Source organism: Pseudomonas sp. COR18, from assembly GCF_048568395.1.
Taxonomy (GTDB): domain Bacteria; phylum Pseudomonadota; class Gammaproteobacteria; order Pseudomonadales; family Pseudomonadaceae; genus Aquipseudomonas; species Aquipseudomonas fuscovaginae_B.
This window is the reverse complement of record NZ_CP183808.1, coordinates 5,417,071-5,440,650: the sequence shown is the minus strand read 5'-3', so window position 1 is coordinate 5,440,650 and position 23,580 is coordinate 5,417,071. Positions and strand designations below refer to the sequence as shown.

The 23,580-nt window shown below is 64.8% G+C and carries 18 protein-coding genes and 1 pseudogene; 9 read left to right on the top strand and 10 right to left on the bottom strand.

What is annotated here, in order from left to right; all coding sequences use genetic code 11:
• Window positions 1-13: 13 nt before the first annotated feature.
• Genes ACM62G_RS24890 through ACM62G_RS24880 form a run of 3 tightly spaced genes read left to right on the top strand, consistent with a single transcriptional unit; the run spans window position 14 to window position 3,583 of the window.
• A complete protein-coding gene (locus ACM62G_RS24890; RefSeq protein ID WP_419735839.1) occupies window positions 14-2,431 on the top strand; it encodes a penicillin acylase family protein in 2,418 nt (805 codons plus the stop codon).
• 13 nt (window positions 2,432-2,444) lie between these two features.
• Window positions 2,445-3,179 (top strand): hypothetical protein, encoded by a 735-nt coding sequence (locus tag ACM62G_RS24885; protein ID WP_419735838.1) that lies wholly within the window; start codon window positions 2,445-2,447, stop codon window positions 3,177-3,179.
• A gap of 2 nt (window positions 3,180-3,181) precedes the next feature.
• Entirely contained in the window at window positions 3,182-3,583 is a 402-nt protein-coding gene (locus tag ACM62G_RS24880) for a hypothetical protein (RefSeq protein WP_419735837.1), read from the top strand.
• A gap of 39 nt (window positions 3,584-3,622) precedes the next feature.
• Here ACM62G_RS24880 and ACM62G_RS24875 read toward each other — a convergent pair whose 3' ends face one another.
• Window positions 3,623-4,519 carry a LysR family transcriptional regulator gene (locus tag ACM62G_RS24875; RefSeq protein ID WP_273821025.1) on the bottom strand — a complete coding sequence of 299 codons (897 nt, stop codon included), beginning with the start codon at window positions 4,517-4,519 and terminating at the stop codon, window positions 3,623-3,625.
• Window positions 4,520-4,668: 149 nt separating this feature from the next.
• On the opposite strand from ACM62G_RS24875, the gene ACM62G_RS24870 reads away from it, so the two are divergent.
• Window positions 4,669-5,688 (top strand): alpha/beta hydrolase, encoded by a 1,020-nt coding sequence (locus ACM62G_RS24870; protein ID WP_419735836.1) that lies wholly within the window; start codon window positions 4,669-4,671, stop codon window positions 5,686-5,688.
• A 104-nt stretch (window positions 5,689-5,792) separates the two neighbouring features.
• Here ACM62G_RS24870 and ycaC read toward each other — a convergent pair whose 3' ends face one another.
• The 4 genes from ycaC to ACM62G_RS24850 all read right to left on the bottom strand — a co-directional run bounded on the left by ycaC (window position 5,793) and on the right by ACM62G_RS24850 (window position 9,966).
• Window positions 5,793-6,419 carry an isochorismate family cysteine hydrolase YcaC gene (gene ycaC, locus ACM62G_RS24865; protein ID WP_054059284.1) on the bottom strand — a complete coding sequence of 209 codons (627 nt, stop codon included), beginning with the start codon at window positions 6,417-6,419 and terminating at the stop codon, window positions 5,793-5,795.
• A gap of 71 nt (window positions 6,420-6,490) precedes the next feature.
• Complete coding sequence (locus ACM62G_RS24860) at window positions 6,491-8,329, bottom strand: amidohydrolase (protein ID WP_273821022.1); 1,839 nt, start codon at window positions 8,327-8,329, stop codon at window positions 6,491-6,493.
• A 46-nt stretch (window positions 8,330-8,375) separates the two neighbouring features.
• On the bottom strand, window positions 8,376-8,792 hold the full coding sequence (locus ACM62G_RS24855) for a DoxX family protein (protein ID WP_273821021.1): 417 nt from the start codon (window positions 8,790-8,792) through the stop codon (window positions 8,376-8,378).
• Between the two features lie 250 nt (window positions 8,793-9,042).
• The gene (locus ACM62G_RS24850; RefSeq protein WP_054059281.1) at window positions 9,043-9,966 is read right to left on the bottom strand and encodes a LysR substrate-binding domain-containing protein; all 924 of its coding nucleotides are present in this window, start codon (window positions 9,964-9,966) and stop codon (window positions 9,043-9,045) included.
• Window positions 9,967-10,226: 260 nt separating this feature from the next.
• On the opposite strand from ACM62G_RS24850, the gene ACM62G_RS24845 reads away from it, so the two are divergent.
• Together ACM62G_RS24845 and ACM62G_RS24840 are read left to right on the top strand one after the other, a co-directional pair.
• On the top strand, window positions 10,227-10,682 hold the full coding sequence (locus ACM62G_RS24845; protein ID WP_054059280.1) for a helix-turn-helix domain-containing protein: 456 nt from the start codon (window positions 10,227-10,229) through the stop codon (window positions 10,680-10,682).
• Window positions 10,683-10,925: 243 nt separating this feature from the next.
• On the top strand, window positions 10,926-13,712 hold the full coding sequence (locus ACM62G_RS24840; protein WP_419735835.1) for an ATP-binding protein: 2,787 nt from the start codon (window positions 10,926-10,928) through the stop codon (window positions 13,710-13,712).
• Here the strand turns inward: ACM62G_RS24840 and ACM62G_RS24835 are convergent.
• Together ACM62G_RS24835 and ACM62G_RS24830 are read right to left on the bottom strand one after the other, a co-directional pair.
• Window positions 13,704-15,154 (bottom strand): annotated as a pseudogene (locus tag ACM62G_RS24835) (ATP-binding protein). The gene ACM62G_RS24840 and the pseudogene ACM62G_RS24835 sit on opposite strands and share 9 nt — an antisense overlap.
• 185 nt (window positions 15,155-15,339) lie before the next feature.
• Window positions 15,340-16,290 (bottom strand): GlxA family transcriptional regulator, encoded by a 951-nt coding sequence (locus ACM62G_RS24830; protein ID WP_419735834.1) that lies wholly within the window; start codon window positions 16,288-16,290, stop codon window positions 15,340-15,342.
• A 223-nt stretch (window positions 16,291-16,513) separates the two neighbouring features.
• Here ACM62G_RS24830 and ACM62G_RS24825 point away from each other — a divergent pair, with 223 nt between their 5' ends.
• From ACM62G_RS24825 to ACM62G_RS24815, 3 genes are all read left to right on the top strand, one after another.
• Window positions 16,514-17,236, top strand: a complete 723-nt coding sequence (locus ACM62G_RS24825; RefSeq protein ID WP_273821017.1) for a pirin family protein — start codon at window positions 16,514-16,516, stop codon at window positions 17,234-17,236.
• A gap of 215 nt (window positions 17,237-17,451) precedes the next feature.
• Complete coding sequence (locus ACM62G_RS24820) at window positions 17,452-18,642, top strand: cyanate transporter (protein ID WP_273821016.1); 1,191 nt, start codon at window positions 17,452-17,454, stop codon at window positions 18,640-18,642.
• A gap of 153 nt (window positions 18,643-18,795) precedes the next feature.
• On the top strand, window positions 18,796-19,707 hold the full coding sequence (locus ACM62G_RS24815; RefSeq protein ID WP_054059273.1) for a DMT family transporter: 912 nt from the start codon (window positions 18,796-18,798) through the stop codon (window positions 19,705-19,707).
• A 6-nt stretch (window positions 19,708-19,713) separates the two neighbouring features.
• Here the strand turns inward: ACM62G_RS24815 and ACM62G_RS24810 are convergent, their stop codons facing one another.
• Genes ACM62G_RS24810 through ACM62G_RS24800 form a run of 3 tightly spaced genes read right to left on the bottom strand, consistent with a single transcriptional unit; the run spans window position 19,714 to window position 23,577 of the window.
• Window positions 19,714-21,129: an amidase gene (locus tag ACM62G_RS24810; protein ID WP_419735833.1), complete on the bottom strand. Its 1,416-nt coding sequence runs from the start codon at window positions 21,127-21,129 to the stop codon at window positions 19,714-19,716.
• Between the two features lie 2 nt (window positions 21,130-21,131).
• Entirely contained in the window at window positions 21,132-22,472 is a 1,341-nt protein-coding gene (locus tag ACM62G_RS24805; RefSeq protein ID WP_054059271.1) for an aspartate aminotransferase family protein, read from the bottom strand.
• The gene (locus ACM62G_RS24800; RefSeq protein WP_273821014.1) at window positions 22,450-23,577 is read right to left on the bottom strand and encodes an aminotransferase class III-fold pyridoxal phosphate-dependent enzyme; all 1,128 of its coding nucleotides are present in this window, start codon (window positions 23,575-23,577) and stop codon (window positions 22,450-22,452) included. Before ACM62G_RS24800 ends, ACM62G_RS24805 begins: the two co-directional genes overlap by 23 nt.
• Window positions 23,578-23,580 lie beyond the last annotated feature (3 nt).

The window sequence follows — 23,580 nt, the reverse complement described above, 5'->3', positions numbered from 1 at the left end:
GAAGTGGGATGTCATGAAAACATCGGTAAAAATAATACTCTATGGCGTATTCGGCACGTTCGCCGTCGCCACGGCCGGCGTGATGTATGTGCTGCACAACATCACGCTGTCCAATGTGTTCGAGACCGGCGTCCTGGAAGTACCGAAGGGTATTTCCGATAAAGGCAGTATCGCCTGGGATGCCAACGCCGTTCCACACATCAAGGCCGCCAACGAGCGCGATGCGTATTTCCTGCTGGGGTACAGCCACGCCCGTGATCGGTTGTGGCAGATGCAGTTCAGCCGCAATTACGCGAGCGGCACCCTGTCGGAGACCTTTGGCAGCTCGACAGTGGAGATGGACAAATTTGCCCGGACGCTGGGCTTCAGGAAAAACGCCGAGCTGATCTTTCAGCAACTGAAGCCGCAGACCCAGGACATCCTGCGTAGCTACAGCGACGGGGTGAATTTCTTCATCGACAAGTTTGGCGATCGTCTGCCGGTGGAGTTTTCCCTGACCCGCTCCCCGGCGCCCCGGCAGTGGGAGCCTTCGGACTCCGTCGCACTGCACCTGCTGTTTTCGTGGACCCTGAGCTCCAACCTCGGCATGCAGTTGCAACGCCTGTCGCTGTCGAAAAACCTCAGCGTCGCGCAGATCAACGAGGTGTTCGCCCCTTACCCGGGCAGTGCGCCGGTCAAGACCCGCGACTATGCCGCGCTGTACAACAACCTGGACGCGTCCGGCACGGGCCTGGCCCTGCTGGACAAGCTGCCGCCCTCGAACGTCGAGGGTGTCGGCTCGAACAACTGGGTGATTGCCGGCGACCATACCGTATCGGGCAAGCCGATCCTGGCCAACGATCCGCACCTGCGCCTGACCAACCCGGCGCTGTTTTACCTGGCGGCCCTGGAGACACCCGATTCGGCGCTGGTGGGAGCCACCTATGCCGGGGCGCCCCTGTTCGTGATCGGACACAACAGGAAGATCGCCTGGGGCTACACCAACACCGGCTCGTCCGTCCAGGATGCGTACCTGGAGAAGCTGAATCCGTCGGACAGCAATCTGTACCTGTCCTCGGATTCGACCTACCAGCCATTCCGGGTGGTGCAGGAGCAGATCAATGTCAAGGGGGCGGCACCGATTACCCTGTCGGTGCGCCACACCCGGCACGGCCCGGTCATCAGCGATATCTACCAGCCCGCGCAGCAGGCCATCGGCGACAGGAAATCCGTGGTCATCGCCCTGGCCTGGACCGGGCTGGATCCCAACGACAAGACCTTCGACAGCATCCTGGGCATCAACCACGCGCAGAACTGGCCGCAGTTCCTGCAGGCTTCCGCCGATTTCGGCCTGCCGCCGCAGAACATGGTCTATGGGGACACGGCCGGCAACATCGGCTATGTGTCCGCCGGCCGGGTACCGGTCAAGGCGCAGGACGACGACCTCCTCGGCCAGGGCCCCGCGCCGGGCTGGGAAGCCAAGTACGACTGGACCGGCTATGTGCCCGAAGCGGCAAAGCCCAGGCAGTTCAACCCGGCCAGCGGCTACATCGCCACCGCCAACAACCGCATCGTGCCCGACAACTATGCCTTCAACTTCGGCCATGACTGGGTCCTGCCCTATCGCTACGACCGCATCATGGCACTGTTGAAGGAGCGTGCACCGCATACCCTGCAAACCTCCACCGATATCCAGCTCGATCGCTACTCGTCATCCCTGGCCGACCTGCTGCCGAAAATGCTCGCACCCCTCGACGGGCTGGCGTCGAAACCGGAGCAATTGAACCTGCTCAAGGCCTGGCGGTTCGACTCCGATCCTGAGTCGGCAGCGCCATTGATCGCCGCCTACTGGGTGAAGAATCTCACCCAGGCGTTGCTGGAACCGAAGATTGGCAAGGCGCTGCTGGCCGCCGGCTGGAACCAGCGCAACTACGATGCCTTTCTCAACCTGGTGCTGAGCGGGAAGGCCGACCAGGGTTTCTGGTGTGGGGCGGATGACCATTGCCGGCAGGTGCTGCTGGCCTCCCTGAACCTGTCGCTGCAACAGATCCGGGACAAATACGGTGCTGACGTCAGCGGCTGGAAATGGGGGCGCGCGCATGCCGCCGTTGGCGAGCATGTGCCCCTGCACAAGAGCCCCATGGCCTGGTTCTTCGACAACCGCAACAACCTGGGGGGCGACAATTTCACGGTGAACGTCGGCCGCTACAACTACAGCGATCCGGCCAACCCGTTCAACACCAACATTGCCGCCACCTTCAGGATGGTGGCCGACCTGTCGAACCTCGATAACTCCCGCTACATCCTGTCCTCTTCCAACACCGGCATCAAATTCAACGGTTATGTGGACATGAACAGGCTCTGGGCACGCGGCGACTACATCAGGATCCAGCCGTCGACACAGACGTCCGAAAACCACGCACTCAAATTTCTCCCAGACAACAAACTCTGAATCAAGGTCGCCTATGAACAGACAGACAAGCAGCACGGATTGGGACCTGGATTACTCGGTTGTCGGCCGTAATTTCCCGGAGAGCTTCAAGGTCAAGATCGTCGAGGATCTGCAACGGGGAATGCCCGAATACGATGTCAGGCAATACTTTGGCAACCAGCCCGGCATCTTCGACACTTACGAGCACCTGGCGCTGGCCATCGACTCGGAAAGCGAGCGGGTGGTGGGGATCATCGGGGCGAAAAGCCTGCCATTCGGCTCATCGTCGTTCCTCTATCTGTGGACGGCGATGATCGCCGATGAGTACCGGGGCTCGACGCTGTTCAAGAAGCTCAATCAGTTCTTTCTGAAAAACGTCATCCAATCCATCGGCCTGCCGCGCCTGATCGTGGCCAAGACCTACAACCCGGTGGTCTACAACATGTTCCGGGTCATGTCCGCACGGGTTCCGTCGGCCCGCTTCTACCCCGACCTGCGCCTCAAGGTGCAGGATGCCGAGATGTCGTCACTGGCGCTGGAGATCGTTCGTTCACTGTCCAAAGACCTGGTGCTGGATGTGAACACCGGGGTCATCCCCGGTGGCCAGAGTTCGGTCGCCCCCAACTTCTTCCCGAAGATGGACATGTCCAGCGATGAGGTGACCAACGCGCACTTCATCCGGCACGTCACCTACTCGGACCAGATCCTCTGCGTGGTGGCGCTGCAACCCGACTCGGAGTGGTTCGTCAAAGAAAAGATCATCCGATAGCCATGGGAGCGAACACGCGATCCCTCCTGCTCTCGGCACTGCCGGCGGCCATGTTCTATGGTTCGCTGGCGGCGATCTCCAACGCCGATCACGGCATGGCCGCGATGGGCCTGGCGGCGGCCATTCAAGGGCTGATCAGCTATGGCTCGACGCTGGTCGCGCTGTCGCTGATGTTCAGGCTGGCGCGAATGTGTGCCGGCTGGCCCTTGCGGGTTCGACGCGCGCTGGTGCCACTGGCCGTGGTGAGCCTGTTCAGCAGCCTGTCGGCAGCGGTTCACATGCAGGCGGGCACGCCCAACGTGCTGTTGACGATTGCGCCCTCATTCCTGATCGGCTGGGGCTACTTCACAACGATCTATTGGTTCGAGGGCTCCAGGCGGCCCTTTCGAACGCGCCCTTCGTGAGGGACTGGTGGCCTGTGTCGTTGATCGCCGTACAGGCCACTAGGGCCTGCCCTCGATGCGGTTCAGGCGCTCACGCAGGAACTCGATGAACGCCTGCACCGGCCGCGAAGCCTGGCGATGCTGCGGATACACCGCCGACAGCACCAGCGGCTCGGGACGCAGCTCATTCAGCACCGGTACCAGCCGGCCATCCTCCAGCGCCGCCCCGACGATGAAGATCGGCAGGTAGGTGATGCCCATTCCGGAAATGGCGGCGTCCCGGAGCAGTTCGCCGTTGTTGACCCGCATCCGCCCGGTGACGTTGACCACCACCGGCTTGCCCGGTCCGGTGAAACGCCATTGCACCTGGCGACCGTGGCCATAGGGCAGGCAGTCATGGAAATGCAGATCGTCAGGCTTGAGCGGCGTGCCGTGCTCGGCGAGGTACTCGGGGCTGGCGCAGTACACCCGGTCGATGCTGGCGATACGGCGGGCGATCAGTGACGAATCTTCCAGCGTACCGATCCGCAGCGCCAGGTCGTAGCCCTCGCCGAGCAGATCCACCGGCCGGTCACTGAGATCGACCTCGACGCTGACTTCGCCATAGCGCTGCAGAAACGGTGGCAGCAGGCAGCCCAGGTGCGCCAGGGCGAACGACAGCGGTGCGCTCAGGCGAACGGTGCCACGGGGCTCGGCGGTCTGGCCGGCGATGCCCTGCTCCACCTGTTCGACCTCGCCCAGCAGACGCAAGGCCGACTCGTAGTAGCTCTGCCCCAGGGGCGTGACGTCCAGGCGCCGGGTCGAACGGTTGAGCAGCCGCACGCCCAGGCGCTCTTCGAGTTGCATCAGACGCCGGCTGACGAACTGCTTGGACAGGCCCAACTGGTCGGCAGCGGCGGTAAAGCTGCCGGAGTCCATCACCTGACAGAAAATACGCATATCTTCGAACGGGTTCATTGTCACCCCTTGGTTGACAGTAAAACGCTTTATAGCCGCTTTTTCGTGTTCTGGCATCCCATTAATCTGTTCACACGTTGCAGCGACAGCCACTGAGTCGGTCGCCAAACGCCCTTGACGCAGATCAATCAAATCAAAAGGATTTCACCATGAACATCGTACAAAAGACCCTGACCACCACCCTCCTCGCCCTCAGCGTCGGCCAGGCCTTCGCTGCCGGCAGCCCCGGCGTCGAACACAACACCCAGGCGTTCCTCGATGCCCTCGCCGCCGGCGGTGGCGGGCCCCTGGAGCAACTGAGCCCACGTGACGCCCGTGCGGTCCTGACCGGCGCGCAGGCCTCGGTGAAGGTCGACCTCTCGGGTATCGAAGTCAGCGAGCGTTCGATCCAGGTGGGCGGTCAACCCGTCACCCTGAAGATCGTCCGCCCGGCCAAGGTCAAGGGCCCGTTGCCAGCCTTCATGTTCTTCCACGGCGGCGGCTGGGTACTCGGTGACTTCCCGACTCACCAGCGGCTGATCCGCGACCTGGTGGTCGACTCCGGTGCGGTGGCGGTCTACGTCGACTACACCCCGTCGCCGGAAGCGCACTACCCGACCGCGATCAACCAGGCCTACGGCGCGACCGCATGGGTCGCCGAGCACGGCAAGGACATCGGGATCGACAGCAAGCGCCTGGCGGTAGCTGGCAACAGCGTCGGCGGCAACATGGCGGCGGTCGTGGCGCTGATGGCCAAGGAACACAAAACCCCGCAACTGCGCTTCCAGCTGCTGTTGTGGCCGGTAACCGACGCCAGCTTCGAAACGCCGTCGTACCAGCAGTTCGCCGAGGGCCACTTCCTGACCAAGGGCATGATGAAGTGGTTCTGGGACAACTACACCACCGACAGCGCCGAGCGGGCCCAGATTCACGCCTCGCCCCTGCGGGCCAGCACCGAACAGCTTCGCGGCTTGCCGCCGGCGCTGGTGCAGACCGCCGAGTTCGACGTGCTGCGCGACGAGGGCGAAGCCTATGCCCGTCACCTGGACGCGGCGGGTGTGCCGGTGACCAGCGTGCGCTACAACGGCATGATCCATGACTTCGGCCTGCTCAACCCGCTGAACGGCATTCCTGAGGTGAAAGCGGCGATGCGTCAGGCGGCCCTGGAACTCAAGACCCACCTGAAGTAAGGACTCAGACGAAAAACGAGCGGTCAAGGATGACCCTTCCATGCAGAAAAACCCGCCGCAACGAGCGCACTCGTTGCGGCGGGTTTTGCGTTGAAGCAAAAAGCTTACTTGGCCGTCAGCGCCGCGTAGCTGTTCATCAGGTTGCGGTAGTTGGGGATCCGCTGCGACAGCAGGTTGCCCAGGCCTTCGATGTCGTTGCGCCAGTCACGGTGCAGCTCACAGGCCACCGCGAACCAGTTCATCATCTGCGCGCCGGCCTGGGTCATGCGGTTCCAGGCAGCCTGCTGTACGGTGTCGTTGAAGGTACCGGAAGCATCGGTCACCACGAACACGTCGAAGCCTTCAGCCAGGGCCGACAGGGTCGGGAACGCCACGCAAACGTCGGTCACCACGCCAGCGATGATCAGTTGCTTGCGGCCGGTGGCCTTGATCGCCTTGACGAAGTCTTCGTTGTCCCAGGCATTGATCTGGCCAGGCCGGGCGATGTACGGCGCGTCCGGGAACATCTCTTTCAGTTCTGGAACCAGCGGGCCGTTGGGACCCTGTTCGAAGCTGGTGGTCAGGATGGTGGGCAGGTTGAAGAACTTGGCGCAGTCGGCCAGAGCCAGCACGTTGTTCTTGAACTCGTTCGGCGAGAAGTCCTGCACCAGCGAGATCAGGCCGGTCTGGTGGTCGACCAGCAAAACCACCGCGTCATTCTTGTCCAGGCGTTTGTAGGGAACGTTGCTCATTTCGAGGCTCCATCATGGGTAGGGACATGTTGTGGCGCCGGTCGGATCGACCGGCGCCGTAGGGTGGGAAATCAGAAGGCGAAGCAGGAACAGCCGAAGGCGCCCCAGAAGCCCTGGAAGTCGCTGACCGGCACGTTCGAATGACGGGCCCGCTCATGACTGTGGGCGTGCACGGCGCAAGGGCCGCTGCAATGATGCACCTGGGCCTGCAGCGGCGCCGTCGGACGCCAGTGCCCCGGCACCTTGGCCACCGGCGACCAGTCCGGCAGCACCGGCAGGCTGCCCGGGCCGAGCTTCTCGAAGTCATCGGCGGCGTACACCACCTTGCCGCCGACCACGGTCAGCACCGACTCGATCCACTTGATGGCCTCTTCCTCGACGCTGAAGAAGTCGGCGCTCAAGGCCGCCAGGTCGGCCAGTTGCCCGACCTTGATCTGGCCTTTCTTGCCCTGTTCGGAGGAGAACCAGGCGCTGCCGTGGGTGAACAGTTCCAGGGCGGTGGCCCGGGACAGGCCTTCCTCATAGAGCGACAGGCCGCCCACGGTGCGACCGCTGACCAGCCAGTACAGCGAGGTCCACGGGTTGTAGCTGGAGACACGGGTGGCATCGGTACCGGCACCGACCGGCACGCCTTCGGCCAGCATGCGCTTGATCGGCGGCGTGGCTTCGGCGGCCTTGGCGCCGTAGCGATCGACGAAGTACTCACCCTGGAACGCCATGCGGTCCTGGATCGCGATACCGCCGCCCAGCGCCCGCACCCGCTCGATGTTCTGCGGGGTGATGGTTTCGGCATGGTCGAAGAACCAGGGCAGGCCGTTGAACGGAATGTCGCGGTTGACCTTCTCGAACACGTCGAGCATGCGGCTGATGGATTCGTTGTAGGTGGCGTGCAGGCGGAACGGCCAGCGATGCTCGACCAGGTGGCGAACCACCGGTTCCAGGTCGGCCTCCATGCTGGCCGGCAGGTCCGGACGCGGCTCGAGGAAGTCCTCGAAGTCGGCGGCGGAGAACACCAGCATCTCGCCGGCCCCGTTGTGCCGCAGGAAGTCATCGCCCTGGTGCAGCTTGACGCTGCCGGTCCAGTTCTTGAAGTCGGCCAGTTCTTCCTTGGGTTTCTGGGTGAACAGGTTGTAGGCGATGCGCACGGTCAGTTGCCCGTCCTTGGCCAACTGCTCGATCACCTGGTAGTCATCGGGGTAGTTCTGGAAGCCACCGCCGGCGTCGATGGCGCTGGTCAGGCCCAGGCGGTTCAGCTCACGCATGAACTGGCGAGTCGAGTTGACCTGGTATTCCAGCGGCAGCTTGGGCCCCTTGGCCAGGGTCGAGTAGAGAATCATCGCGTTCGGCCGGGCCACCAGCATGCCGGTCGGCTCGCCGTTGCTGTCACGCACGATCTCGCCACCTGGCGGGTTCGGCGTGTCACGGGTATAGCCGGCCACGCGCAGGGCGGCGCGGTTGAGCAAGGCACGGTCGTATAGGTGCAGTACGAACACCGGAGTGTCAGGCGCGGCCTGGTTGAGCTCTTCCAGGGTCGGCATGCGTTTTTCGGCGAACTGGAACTCGTTCCAGCCGCCGACCACGCGTACCCACTGTGGCGTCGGCGTGCGGTCGGCCTGGTCCTTGAGCATGCGCAGGGCATCGGCCAGCGAGGGCACGCCTTCCCAGCGCAGTTCGAGGTTGTAGTTCAGGCCGCCACGGATCAGGTGCAGGTGCGAGTCGTTCAGACCCGGAATCACGCAACGCCCCTTGAGATCGATGAGCTGGGTGCCCGCACCCCGCAAGGCCATGGCCTCGGCATCGGTGCCGACCGCTACGAAGCGGCCTTCACGAATGGCCACGGCGCTGGCCCGGGGTTTCTCACGGTCAACGGTATGGAATTGACCATTGAACAGAATCAGATCGGCGTTCATCGCGTCTCCTTCGTCAGGGTAGAAATGGAAAAGGCTCGCCAGCGACTCAGGCAATGCGCCAGATCCCGGCGAAACGATTGTTGAGCGCCAGTCGTCCGGGACCGGCGATGAAAAGGCTGGTGAAGAGGATCAGCAGCAACCAGGCGAACTGGCCTTCGGCGAGGGTCCACTCCGGGTGCACGAACACCAGTGCCACCAGCAATACACAGAGAATAGGCAAGCACGCCAGACGCACCAGTACGCCGGCGATGACCAGCAGCGGGCAGAACACTTCGGCGAAGATCGCCAGCAGCAGGGTCAGGTTCGCGCCCAGGTGGAAGGGGTCTTCGATGTTCTGCAGCTCGGCGCTGTAGTGCAGCAGTTTCGGCAGGCCATGGACCCAGAGCAGAAACACCGCGGCGCTGACGCGCATGAATAGCAAGCCGAAGGCCTGCGCCCGTTCATTCCAGCACGAAGCGTTCATGATCCACCCATCACCAAGAGAAACCACCGGCGTCGGGACGCCGGACTGTTTACCGATAGTGCGGGGGCGGGCTGCGGAAAAATTGAATGTACGTGCTCTCTTTCCAGAGAAGCGGTGTTCAGGCTGTCATCGCGGCCGTCGAGAGCCCGGGCAAGGCTTGATGGCCTCTTCACGGATGAATCCAACTGCCACGCAGCACATGCCTTGAGAGCGGCGCTGGCCTTGTGGGGGACTCATCGGCGAACGCCCTCTAGGGCGCGGGGATGTTCAGTGGCGCGGACATGAACTGCGCAATCCGCGAACGCAGCCAGCGTTCGGCCGGGTCGTTGTCATGTACGCCGCTCCAGGCCATCGACAGTTGCGCCGCATCGATCTCGAACGGTGGGTCCTCGGCGCGCAGGGCGCAACCTTCGACCAGGGCGCAGGCGGCATAGTCGGGCACGGTGGCGATCATCTCGGTCCCCGCCAGCAACGCCCGCAACCCGCTGAACTGCGGTACGCCCAGTACCACCCGGCGGGTGCGGCCGATCTTCGCCAGGTCCAGGTCGATATTGCCGCTCAGGTCGCCGGAGAACGACACCATCGCATGGGGCCGCTCGCAGTACTCGTCCAGGGTCAGCGGGCCAGGGCGGTCGTCGCCCCGCAGCACCTTGCAGGGAATGTCGCGCAGCATCTTGCGCTTGGCGTTGGCCGGCAGGTCGGTGGTGTAGCTCACGCCGACGGAGATCTCCCCGGAGGCCAGCAGCGACGGCATCAGCAGGTAGTTGGCCCGGCGCACCACGACGATGATCCCCGGCGCCTCCTCGCGCAACTGGCTCAGCAACGGCGGGAACAGGCCGAACTCGGCGTCATCGGACAGGCCGATGCGAAACACGTCGCGACTGGTCGCCGGATCGAAATCCTTGGCCCGGCTGACCGCACCGGAGATGGTGTCCATGGCCGGCTGCAGTTCCTTGAGAATCGCCAGGGCCCGTGCCGTCGGCTCCATACCGCGGCCGTTGCGCAACAGCAGCGGGTCGTCGAACAGGTCGCGCAGGCGGCCCAGGGCCGCGCTCACGGCCGGCTGGCCCATGAAGAGCTTTTCCGCGACCCGGGTCAGGTTCTTTTCAAACATCAGGGCTTCGAAAATCACCAGCAGGTTCATGTCGACGCGGCGCAGGTCGTTTCGGTTCATCGGCACAGTCTCCTCATCGGTCAGCCGGGAGCGATCCTCCAGTATCCATCGGCGCCTACCCTCGATACTTGAAAGGATGTGCTCAGTTGCCAGCCTTGTGCCACACCCTGGCCGGACACGGAATTAACAACGTTTAACTCGCCCCTTAACGGCCCTCGTCCAACAATGGTGACCTCAACCCCTACCTGTATTTCCCGTGGGACGGTGCTGACTCGACGTGCTGTGCGCCAGCGCCCCTCACCTCGACACGGACTTTGACCATGGTTCAAACACAGCACATCGCCGCTGCGCCCTGTGCCAGCGAAACCCGCAATTCCACCACCGGCGGCCTGTCGCCCTGGCGGGAAAACCTGGTCAAGCAACTGATCCTCGAGCGCCTGAGCGAAACCCTGGAGATCAGCGAGCTGGCCCGCGCCTGCTCGTTGTCGCGCAGCCATTTCTCCCGGGCCTTCAAGTGCAGCACCGGGCTCTCGCCCCAGGACTGGATTCGCCAGCAGCGGATCGAGCGGGCCAAGCACCTGATCCGCGAGACCGACCTGAGCCTGACGCAGATCAGCCTGGACTGCGGGTTCTGCGACCAGGCGTACTTCTGCCACATCTTCACGCGAAGTGAGGGGATCAACCCGTTCGCCTGGCGCTGCCAACAGTTGGCCGACAGGCCTGCCCGACGGGGTGAGCGCCACCTGTGCTATGTCGAGAAGCCTTGCGCCCGGTAATCCCGAGCTCCACCGCCCTGCCCCTCGCCGCCACACCCTGCCGGTCATCCGTCGTGAAACGGATGGCAGTTGCCCCAGCGGCCAGGGGCAACCTGCCACTACATTGCACAACCGCCAAAACCTGAGGAATATGCACGGATATTGCGTGATGGACAGGGCCTTGCGTGCGCCCCGGATCATCCGCCGCCTCCGTCGACGAACCACGGAGGACGATCAGAAGAAAAAGCGAGCAGGAGTGACCCGTTGACCCTTTCACTCGAGCAGGCCGTGCGTTTCGGCCCCTATCGAACCTATCCCGGACAACGCCTGATTCTGGAGGGCGACCGCCCTCTGCGACTGGGGCGACGGGCCATGGACATCCTGTTGATCCTGCTCGAGCACGCAGGGCAGTTGGTCAGCAAGCAGGAGCTGATGGCCCGGGTCTGGCCCGACAGCGTGGTCGAGGACATCAACCTGCGGGTGCACATCGCCGCACTGCGCAAGGCATTGGGCGACGGCCAGGCCGGGCAGCGCTACATCGTCACCGTGGCCCAGCGCGGCTACAGCTTCGTCGCCCCCTGCCAGCGGGGCCTGCTCGAACAACAGCCGCAAGGCGCCGCGCCGGCCAGCCACAACCTGCCGATACGCCGGACCCGCATGATCGGTCGCCAGGCGCTGCTCGCCGCCATGCTCCGGCACTTCTCGTACCAGCGCTTCATCACCCTGGTCGGCCCCGGCGGCATCGGCAAGACCACCGTGGCGCTGAGCGTCGCCGAGCAACTGATCGGCCGCTATCGGGACGGCATTCGCCTGCTCGACCTGGCCCCGCTCGACAATCCGGCGCTGGCCGCCACGCATCTGGCGACGCTGCTCGAAATTCCCGTGCAGGAGACGGACCCCACCGCCAGCATCGTCGCCTGCCTGCGCGAACGGCAGATGCTGCTGGTGATCGACAACTGCGAACACCTGCTCGACGCCGTCGCGCCGCTGTGCGAAAGCCTGCTGCGGGGCGCCCCGCAGGTGCATATCCTGGCCACCAGCCGCGAGAGCCTGCGAGCCGAAGGCGAGTTCGTGCAGCGTCTGGACTCGCTCGACTGCCCGCCGCCGGCAGCCGCCCAGGACCACGCCCGGGCCCTGGATTTCCCCGCCCTGCAGTTGTTCGTCGAGCGGGCCATGGCCAGCCAGGACAGCTTCGAACTGACCCGGGAGCAACTGCCCCAGGCCATCGAGATCTGCCGCCGCCTGGACGGCATTCCACTGGCCATCGAACTGGCCGCCGCCCAGGTCGACGACCTCGGCCTGGACGGCCTGCTCACGCAGTTGCAGGACAGCTTTCGCCTGCTGGCCCAAGGCGGCCAGACGCCATTGGGTCGCCACCAGACCCTGCGCGCCACCCTGGACTGGAGTTACCAACTACTGACCGCCAACGAGCAGACCTGCCTGCGTCGGCTGGGGGTGTTCCGCGGCAGCTTCACCCTGGATTCGGCCGCCGCGGTGATCAGGGGCGCGAACGTCGAAGCCGATGAGGTGTTCGCCTCGATCACGCAACTGGTGGCCAAGTCGCTGCTGAACGTCGAGGTGGGTGACGAAGAGGTGTTCTACCGGCTGCTCGACACCACCCGCCACTACGCCCTGGAAAAACTCGACCTGGCCTGCGAGTTGCCGGGAACCCGCAGGCGCCACGCCGAACGCTGCCTGGCCCTGATGGAACAGGCCCAGGTCGAGTGGGAACACACCGCTACCGAACGCTGGCTGGAGCGCTACGCCCGCGGCCTGGAAGACTTGCGCGCGGCGCTGGACTGGGGGCTGGGGCCCCAGGGCCCGCAAAGCCTGGCAATCCGCCTGGCGGCCGCCTCGGCGCCCCTGTGGCAGGAGCTGTCATTGCCCAAGGAACACGGCGACCATGTGCGCAAGGCGCTCAAGCTGCTCGAAAGGACGGCCGATCCCTGCCCACGCCTGACCATCGCGCTCAAGCTGGCCCTGGGCAACGCCTGCTACCACAGCCAGGGCGGCAGCAGCGAAACCATCGACACCTTCAGCAGCGCCCAGGCCCTGGCCGAATACCATGGCGAACTCGGCGGCCAGCTCAAGGCGGTGTCCGGGCACATGACCGCCAACCTCAGCAACGGCAACTACCGGCTGGCCCTGGAACTGAGCCGGCAGTTCGACCAGCTGGCGCTGGGCGATACCCCGCTGTCGCTCGGCACCCAGCGCCTGCGGGTGCTGGCGCTGCACTATTCCGGCGACCAGCACCTGGCCCGGGAGCTCGCCGAACAGGTACTGCAGCGCCTGGCCCACAGCGATCACGTCAACCGTTTCACCCGCGACTTTGGCGTGCAGTACGACCAGGGCGTCGCCGCCCTGACCGTCCTGGCACGCATCCTCTGGCTGCAGGGCCTGCCTCAGCAGGCCTGGCGCACCGCCCGGCAGGCACTGGACCTCGCCCTGCAGGTCAATCATGGCACCTCGATCTGCTACACCCTGGCGCTGGCCGGCTGCCCGATCGCCTACTGCAACGGCGACACCGAAACCGCCCGGGAACTGCTGCAGACGCTGCTGGGCCAGGCGCAGAAGCACTCGGTCGCGCTGTTCCAGAACTGGGGCCGGCATTACGCCCAGGTGATCGACAAGCAAACACCGGTCACCCTGATCCCGGCCAGCAGCGGCTTGGTGAAGGAGATCCTGGTGACCCTCGACCGCCGCCTGGTCGACGACGCGTTGCTCGAACGCGCCGAAAGCGGTGCGGCCGGCTGGAGCTGCGCGGAGATCCTGCGCGCCCAGGCCGAAAAGCTGCTGGCACAGCATCACCTGGAAGCCGCCGAAGCCATGCTGCTCAAGGCCATCGACATAGCCCGGGCGCAAGGTGCCCTGGCCTGGGAACTGCGCAGTGCCACCTCGCTGGCACGGCTATGGCAGCAGCAGGGTCGCTATTGCCCGGCCCACGAACTGCTGGCGGCGGTCCATCGGCGGTTCAGCGAAGGCGGCGAGACACCCGACCTGCTCGTGGCTGCGCAACTGCTCGATCAGTTGGAGCCACGCCGGTCAGCCTGAGACCCGCTGCGCCCACCCCAGATAATTGACATGGCGCTGCTCCACCAGGCGCAGGTGCCCGCTACGCTGCAACTGCTCCAGCGCATAGGTGCGGGTGGTGTTGAGCAGGCGGTAACGCGGCGCACCGCTGCCCTGCTCCACTCCCAGCAGCGATTTGTCGGTCAGGCTGGCCAGCAATGGCGGCAGTTGCGCCGGTTCCAGCGGTTCAAAGCCGACGACCGCGATGGCCGCCTCCACGGTGAAGCCCATCTTGAAGACCGCCAGGCGCTGCAACAGCATGCGTTCCAGCGGTGCCAGGCGCTCGTAGCTCCAGTCCAGCGCCGCCTTGAGCGTCCGGTGGCGCGGCTCGGCGGTTCGGCGGCCCTGGGTCAGCAGTTGGAAACAGTTGTCGAGCTGGGCCTGCAGGCCCACCAGCGCCAATGCGCCGATCTGCGTTGCCGCCAGCTCGATCGCCAGCGGCAGACCGTCGAGCCGGCGACAGATATCGCGGACCGCGAGCAGATCCCGCTCGCGCAGGCAAAAACCCTGCTGGCAAGCCCGGGCCCGACTGACGAACAATTGCACCGCCGAGTAGCCCATGGCTTGCTCGACGCTGTGCAGTGCCGACGCCGGTGGCACCGCCAGGGGGGCAGGCGCTGTACGTATTCATCGCAGGCCGCCAGCGGCTCACGGCTGGTGACCAGCAGCGACAGCCGCGGTGCCGCCGCCAGCAACTGCCCGGTCAGGGCCCGGCAGTCGTCACGCAACTGATCGCAGTTGTCCAGCACCACCAGGGTATGCCGTTCGGCCAGGCCGTTCAGGTCGTTGTCCAGTTCCAGGCTGCGCGCCAGTTGCCCGACCACCTGCGCCGGATCCTCGAGCGTGGCCAGGTCGATCATCCACACACCATCGCGGTAGTGCTGCAGCAGCAGTTCGGCGACCCGCAGCGCGGTGGTGCTCTTGCCGACACCGGCCGGGCCGGTCAGGGTCATGAAGCGCCGCACCGGCAACTGACGCACCAGGCTGCCGACCAGCGAATCGCGTCCGGTCACCGGCGTCAGCCGGGCCGGCAGATTGTGCTGGGGCTTGAGTGCGGTTTCCAGCAGGACCGGCAACGCCGCCTGTTCGCGCTGCACCGAGGCAATGAAGCTGTAGCCGCGCTGCGGAACGTTGATGATGTAGCGCTGACCACCCTCGCCGTCACCCAGGGCCCGGCGCAAGGCGGCAATGTGCACACGCAGGTTGATTTCCTCGACCACCGAGGTCGGCCAGACACGGGCGATCAGTTCGTCCTTGCTGACCACACTGCCCGCCTGTTCGAGCAGCACCTGCAGAATATCCAGCGCACGGCCACCCATGCGCAGCGGTCGCTCGCCTTCCAGGACCAGTCGCTGGCGCAGGTGAAAGGCATAGGGGCCAAAGCGCAGCAGCGCATCGCCCGCCCATTGTCTGAGGCTGTTCATCTTTACTCGCGGGCCCGAGCCGGCCCCGACATCGACGTGGCCAGAGCCGACGCGCGAAGTGTTCCAGCGGACCCACACCTCCCTTGCGAAATATCCGCATCCATCTTGGCAGGCATGGGTGACGGAACAACCGTCCCTGGGGGAGCGTTACGGACTTCCCGGTGCGCGAGGCGGACAAACGTGCCTCAGCTGAACTGCTCGCGGTACTGGATGGGGGGCAGCCCGAGTTTTTCACCGAACAGGAAACGCATGTGTCGCACGCTGCCGAAACCGCTCTTGTAGGCCACGGTCTTGAGCGGCAGGTCGGTGCTTTCCAGCAGGCTCCGGGCGTAATCGATGCGGGCGTTCTGGACGAACGCCATGGGCGTCATGTTCGTCTCGCGCAGGAACATGCGCGAGAAATGGCGTGGGCTCATGTTCACCAGGGCAGCCATGCTCTGGATGCTGAACGCTTCGTCGAGGTGTTCGAGCACATGGTTCTGCACCCGGGTCACCGGCGTCTGCTGCGGTGCGACCGCCGCGGTCAGCGGGCTGAACTGCGCCTGCCCGCCATGACGCTTCATCACCACCAGCAGGACCTTCGCCACGTCCTGGGCGACCTTCTTGCCGTGGTCCTCGGCCACCACCGCCAACGCCAGGTCGATGCCGGCGGTGACACCACCGGAGGTCAGCAGCCTGTGATCGCGCAGGTAGATCCGATCGGTCTCGACCATGGCCGCGGGAAAGGCCTTGATCAGGCGCTCGGTGTAGTTCCAGTGGGTGGTGACACGGTGGCCGTCGAGCAGACCGGCATGCCCCAGCACAAAGGCCCCGGTGCAGACCGAACCATAGCTGGTGGCCTTTTCGGCCGCCTGCCGCAGCCAGTCGACCAATTGCGGATGGGTCCGGTTGTAGCCACCGGGACCGCCCGGGACCAGCAGCAGGTCGTAGGCCGACGGCGGCTGGTCGAGGCCCTGGTCGGCCTGGACGCGCACGCCGTTGGAGGCGCGCAACGCTCCCGGTTCGCTGCCAATGGTCAGGAGCTGATAGTGGTCGGCGGGCTTGAGGTAGCGGTTGGCCATGGAGAACACCTCCATGGGCCCGGCCATGTCGAGCAGCAGAAAGTCAGGAAACAGCACCATAGCCACGGTTTTCATTGCTTGGACATCACTTCACTCTCAACGGGGAGCGCCCACACGATCACCCGGGGGATGGCTACCCGGCGCGACTGTGGTGCATGGCAAGGATACAGGAGGGGCGACCCAGACTGTCAACTGGAGAGGGACGGTCTTTCAATTTCCATCTACTTATTGAACTGATGAGTAACCATTAAGCTGCTCCTCACTCGGACGAATCCACGTCCCCCAAGGAGAATTCATCATGCTCACGCTTCGTAAAGCTTCCGACCGCGGCATTGCCAACCATGGCTGGTTGAAGTCGTTCCACACCTTTTCCTTTGCCAACTATCGCAACCTCAACGAGCAGGGTTTTTCCGACCTGCTGGTGATCAACGATGACCGCGTCGCGGCCGGCAAGGGCTTCGGCCAGCATCCGCACCGGGACATGGAGATTTTCTCCTATGTGCTCGAAGGGGCCCTGGAACACAAGGACACCCTGGGCACCGGTTCGGTGATCCGCCCCGGCGACGTGCAACTGATGAGCGCCGGTACCGGCGTGGCCCACAGTGAGTTCAACCACTCCCACGACGAGCTGGTGCACTTCCTGCAGATCTGGATCGTGCCCGACGTCAGTGGCGCCACCCCACGCTATCAGCAGCAGCATTTCAGCGAAGAACAGAAGCGTGGCCGTCTGGCCCTGATCATCTCCCCCGATGGCGACCAGGGCTCGTTGAAGGTCCGCCAGGACGCGCGGGTCTATGCCGGCCTGATCGATGGCAAGGAAAGCGCCAGCCTGGAACTGGCCGAGCACCGCTACGCCTATGTCCACGTCGCCCGCGGCAGCGTCGAGCTCAACGGCCTGGTGCTGCAGACCGGTGACGGCGTGCGGGTACGTCAGGAACGCCTGCTGACCCTGGCCAATGGCGTGGATGCCGAAGTGCTGGTGTTCGACCTGCGCCCCGAAGAACTGCCGCAAATGCCATGAGGCCAAACGCGCCTCTGACCGGCCGGCTGCGGCGCATACCGCTCGACCCGTCATGACGACCAGGCAGGACGGGGCCGAACGCCTGCCAGGCGCCTGCCGGAGGGTACCGTCAACCCGGTACCCACCTAATTTTTCAATCGACCCCATTAGTTTTTCAAATTGCCCCTGTCGACAAGCGGTGGCCTAATTGGAGCTTTGTCATGGAAGGCTCCCACATGGAAAACGTTAGAGCTTCAAGCGCTCATGCCGTCTGGCTGATGGTCAGCGTGGTACTGGTCGCGCTCAATCTGCGGCCCTCGATGGCCGCTGTCGGCCCGCTGCTCTCGGCGATTCGCGGTGATATCCCACTCAGCTTCAGTGCTGCCGCCCTGCTGACCATGTTGCCAGTCATGGCCATGGGCCTGGCAATGTTTCTCGGCATGCGCCTGGCCCTGCGCTTCGGCGAACACCGCACCATCGTCGTGTCGCTGCTGGTGATCGGCCTGGCCACCGCTTCGCGGCTGTACCTGAACAGCACCACCGAGCTGATCCTCAGTGCGGTGCTGGCCGGCCTCGGGATCGCCCTGATCCAGGCGGTGATGCCGGCGCTGATCAAGTCACGCTTCAGCAACAACGTCTCGCTGTTCATGGGGGTGTACGTCACCTCGATCATGGGCGGCGCGGCGGTGGCGGCTTCGTTCTCGCCCTTCGTCCTGGCCCAGACCGGCAGTTGGCGCATCAGCCTGGCGATCTGGGCGGTGCTGGCGCTGGTGGCGCTGGTCATCTGGTACGCCCAGCGCTCGGCGGTACCGGCCTTGCCACAGGCGCCCGGCAAAACCCGGCAGGAGTCGTTCGCCGGTAACTCGCGGGCCTGGCTGCTGGCGATTTTCTTCGGCCTCGGCACGGCGTCCTATACCTGCGTGCTGGCCTGGCTGGCCCCCTACTACGTGGAAAAAGGCTGGAGCGAACAGAGCGCCGGCCTGCTGCTGGGCCTGCTGACCGCCATGGAAGTGGTGTCCGGCCTGGTGACCCCGGCGCTGGCCAACCGCAGCCAGGACCGGCGCCTGGTGCTGGCCGTATTGCTGGGGCTGATCATCGCCGGTTTCTGTGGCCTGATCCTCAGCCCGCAACACTTCACCCTGCTCTGGCCCTGCCTCCTGGGCCTGGGTATCGGCGGCCTGTTCCCGATGAGCCTGATCGTCTCCCTCGATCACCTGGAAGACCCCCGCCGCGCCGGTGGCCTGACCGCCTTCGTGCAGGGCATCGGCTACCTGATCGCCGGCCTGTCGCCGCTGATCGCCGGGGTGATCCGCGACCAGTTGGGCAGCTTCGAATGGGCCTGGTGGTCGCTGGCCGCGGTGATGGCCGTGATGATCCTGATGGTGCTGCGGTTCAACCCCAAGCATTACGCCCAGCATATCCGCTAGTCATCGACGGTCCTTTCAAGCCAGGTCGCCCGGCTTGGCTTGAAAGGACCGCCTCTTCTGCTGCGACCCCCCCCTGCCCCGTCTGTCCCTGTTCAAACCGGGCACGGGGCATTCGCCCACCCGGGCCACTCACCCTCATTCCTGGAGAAACTCATGAAACAAGTCGGTTTCGCTGCCGCACATTGGGGCATGCTGATCTGGGCGCTGCTGATCGCTGCGTCATTCTTCGCTGCCGCCGAAGTCGGCCAATCGATTGACCCGATCCTGCTGACCGGGTTGCGCCTGCTGTTTTCCGCGTTGCTGTTCCTGCCGCTGCTGCTTCTGAACAACAAGTCTGCGCTGACCGCCAGGGGCCTGCTGGCCCACGCCGTGCTGGGCCTGCTGCTGGCGGCGTATTTCGGTTCGCTGTTCGAGGCGTTGCGCTATACCACGGCGGTCAACACCGCGACGCTGTACACCCTGGTGCCGCTGATGACCCTGGGCTTCGAGGCCTTTCTGCTGCCCAGCGCCAGTCTCAGGGCGCGCCTGTTGCCGATGACGCTCGCCGCGGTGGGCGCCGTGCTGCTGATTCTCAAGGGGGCCGCTCCGGGCGAGCTGCCCGCCCCCTACCCGGTGATCGTCTTCATCATCGGCTGCCTGGCGATGGCGCTCTACTCGCCCCTGAGCCAGCGCTTCAAGAACAAGGTGCTCAAAGGACGCGACCCGGTGGCGATGACCTTCTGGAACATGCTCTTCGGCTCGCTGTTTCTGTTGGTGTTCTGCGTATTCAGCGGTGGCTGGCGCAGCGGTGCGCTGCTGACGGGGCGGGATCTGTTCTGGCTGGTGTACCTGGCGCTGTTCGGCACCCTGGCGACCTTCTGGCTGCTGCATCGGGCCATCGGGGTGATCGCCCCGTCGACCGTGATTTCCTATGTCTACCTCAATACCCTGTTCGTGACCCTGTTCCACTGGTTCTGGCTGGGCCAGCAACCGACGCTGGTGGAAGCCGTCGGTGCCGTGCTGGTGGGTGTCGGCATGGGCGCACTGGTGCTGGGCAGCCGTAGCACCAAGCCGGTCCTGGCCTGAGAAACCTCAGCGCAGGACGGTGCCCCGGGGCGCCACCGGGGCCCAGCGTTCCAGTTGACGCTCAAGGAACGCCGCCACTGCCAGCAGACGTGCCTCCTGCCAGTGCGGCCCCACCAGCTGGATGCCGATCGGCAGGCCGGTGTCGGGATCATGGCCGGCGCGAATGACCACCGCCGGCGAACCCGACAGACTGAACGGGAACACGAAAGCGTAGCGATCGCGGTCTTCCAGCGACTCACCATGGGCGAAGGCGACGTCCGGGTACACCGGACAGATGAACAGGTCGTGCTCGGCGAAAAACTTCGCCAAGTGGTAGCGGAAGGTATCGATGGCGATCCAGTCACGCTTGAGCTCATCCACGCTCAACTCGACCTGCTCACTGCGCCGAACCAGTTCCGCCGTGGCCGGGGTATAGGCCTGCTTGCCCATGGCCTGGAACAGTTTCTGCCAGCTACGGCCGGCGTCCGCGCCGGTGATGAACACCCGCCAGAGGATATCGCAGGCTTCGTCGAGCATCGATGGGAGCGCCGGACTCACGTCGGCGACCACACCTTGCAGGCAGGCCTCGACGCGCTGCAGCACCTCTTTCACCGCGGCGCTGGCCCGGGTCCGGCTGGACTCCCAGGACAGTGCCACCCGCAGCTCGCCCAGGGGTTTGCTCTCGGCGAACGGCACATCGACCGTATCCGGATCCTGGCCGTCGGCCCCGCTGATCAACGGCCCGAGCAGCACCAGGTCGTCGACATAGCGGCCCATCACGCCAAACGCCGAGGTCAGGTGGAACAGCCCGGAACGGTCGTTGGGGAACTGGCCGGTCAGTGGTACCCGCCCCTGGGTCAGCTTGAGCCCGCAGATGCCATTGAAATGCGCCGGAATCCGCACGCTGCCACAGGCGTCCGAGGCCAGCCCGGCCGGTGAGCAACCGGCGGCGATGGCCGCCGCCTCACCGCCGCTGCTGCCACCGGCGGAACGCTGGGCATCGTAGGGATTGAGCGTGCGCCCGTACAACAGGTTCTCGGTTTCGAAGGCCATGCACAGCTCGGGCACGTTGGTGATGCCGAGAATGATCGCACCGGCTTCGCGCAGCCGCGCGACCACCGTGGCGTCCTGCCGGCTGGGCTCGCCGAGCAGTTCCTCCAGGCCGCGCGACATGCGGAAGCCGCGCACGTGGCAGACATCCTTGATCGTCAGCGGTACCCCGTGCAGAGGGCCGAGAAACCTGCCGCGGCTGGCCAGTTCATCGGCTTCCCGGGCCTGGCGCAGCAACTCGTCGAGGGACTCGAGCTGAATCACGGCATTGATCGCCTGGTTGCGCTCGGCGATGCGTTGCAGATAGAACTCCAGCAGCTCGACGCTGGTCAGCGCGCCGCGGCGCAGCAGACCGGCCATTTCCCGCAGGGTCAGGGTATCCGGATTGAACATGCTCACCCCTCCGCCTTGCTGCGCAGCAGCTTGTTGGGGATCTGATACATGTTGCGCACCACCAGGGAGAACGCCTTGATCCCCAGCCTTGGCCGCCGGGCGATGGCTTCCAGCGCCTCCTCGGTCATGGTCAGCACATGGCGCAGGGCCTCGGGCGTGATGTTCAGTGGCGGGTAGAAACGCAGCACCGGACGCCGGGCCTTTTCATTCATCGAATGCCCGGCATGGATACCGCGCTTGCCCAGTTCCATGCTCATCAGTGCCTCATACACCGAACCGCGCAGACGCAGGCCGGTCATCAGGCCCACCCCCGGGACATCCTCGATGATAGCCGGATAGCGCTCGGCCAGTCGTTGCAGGCCATGGCGCAGCAGGCCGCCGTTGATCCGCGACTGCTCGACCAGGTCGTGCTCCTCGATGTAGTCGATGGCCGCCAGCGCCGAGGCGCAGGCCACCGGATGGCCGCCATTGGTCCGCTGGTCGGGCTCGATCTCGGCCAGCGGGAACTGCCGGCTCAGCCGCTGGCTGTACATGGCGCAGGCGAACGAGGTGTAGCCACCGGTCAGGCCCTTGGAGAGGATCATGATGTCCGGCACCACGTCGTCATACTGCACCGCGAACCATTTGCCGCAACGGCCGAAGCCGGTCTGGATCTCGTCGGCCACCAGCAGGGTCTCGGTCGCATCGCACAAGGCGCGGATGTTGGCCATGTAGCCCACCGGCGGCACCTGCAGGTGCGCCCCCCCGAGAATCGGCTCGACATACACCGCGCACACGCCCTCGCCCACCGCTTTCTGCAGGGCGGCGAAGTCGCCGTACGGCACGTAGGTCACCTGTGGGGCATGGGTGCCATAGCTGCGATGGTGCTGTTGCTGGCCAAGGATGCTCATCGCCGCCAGCGTCTTGCCGTGGTAGGAGTCGCCCATCACCACGATGCCGCGGCGGTTGCTCTGTACCTTGAGCACATAACGCAGGCTCTGTTCGATGGCCTCGGCGCCCGAAACCATGTACTGGACATCCCCCCATTCGCCCGGCACCACATCCCGCAGGCGCTCGGACAAGGCATGCTGCAGCGGGTGCACACGTCCTTCCGGGACCCAGGCCATGCGGTTCAGCTGGTTCTGCACCTGCTCGCGCACCAGCGGGTTGCGATGGCCGACGATGAACACGCCATAACTGCAGGCACAGTCGATGAAACGCTTGCCGGCATGGTCAGTGACGTAGATACCGTCGGTGTGCTGCTCGACGCTGGTCTTGCCCAGGCGGTAGAGCTTGGCTGCCGAAGCACTCCAGTGGCGCTGGCAATCGTCCAGCAGTTGTTCATGCGGCAGAGTTAAGGACATGGCTGAGAGTCTCCTTGATGATCTGGGCGGCACGCTGGACAGGTTCGGGGCGCGCGGTAACCGGGCACCGCAGAATCAGTTCGCGGCCCCGTGGCACGGTGACGTAGACACCGCGTTCGTAAAGGATCTGGCACAATTGGGCCGGTTTCAGATCGCCCGCCAGCGGCAGGCTGACCCAGCCTCCGTAGGCCACCGCCCCCAGCGGAGCGAGCGTCTGAGCCAGCAGCCGGCCGTTGTCCAGGCACTGCCTGGCACAGTCATGCTGACGCACATAGTCGAGCGCGGTCAGCGCGGCCAGGCAGGCCATCGGATTGCCCGCAGTGGTGCTCCCGTGTTTCGCCGGGCTGCTGCGGCCATAGACCTGGTAGGCCATCTCTTCGCTACAGGTGTAGGTACCGATGGGAATCGCCCCACCGCCCAACGCCCCGCCCAGCACCACGATGTCCGGGCTGTTCTGGTAGCGCTGGAAGCCGAACAGCTGGCCCAGGCTGCCCAGGCAGGTCTGCACATCGACCGCGATCACCGGTGCCGAAGCCTTGGCGGCGCGGGCATACAACTGGTCGAGCAGCGCCTGATCGATCAGCCGCAGGCGACCGCCCTCGTCGATCACCGTGCTGGTATGGCAAACCGCAAAGCAGTCGGCCCAGTCGACCTTGTCCAGGTCGGCGACCTGCTGGATCGCCACCCGCTCGAAGCCGAGGAAACGCTGGATTTCCTGATAGTCCGTCGATGTGCTCAAGCAGCGCCCGTAGCTCAACGAGCCGTAGTCGCCGCCCTGGATGAAGACGATGGTGTTGCCCTTGGGCTTGAGGCCCTTGCACAGTTTCAACGCACCTTCGAACGCCTCGTCCCCGGAACTGCAGACATAGGAGCTGACCAGCGGCGCGGGCAACAGCTCGGACAGGGTGCGGCACAGGCCGATCAGCGGCTCGGACATCAGCACGCGATTGGACAGCCCCATGATGCCGGCCTGGCGGCTGACGGCCTCGATCACCTGAGGTACCTGGAAACCGAAACCGCCGCTCAGGTCGATGATCTTGCGACCCTCGCCGTCGGTATAGGTCTCGTACTGGCCGGTAATGATCTGTTTGTCAGTATTTTTCATGAA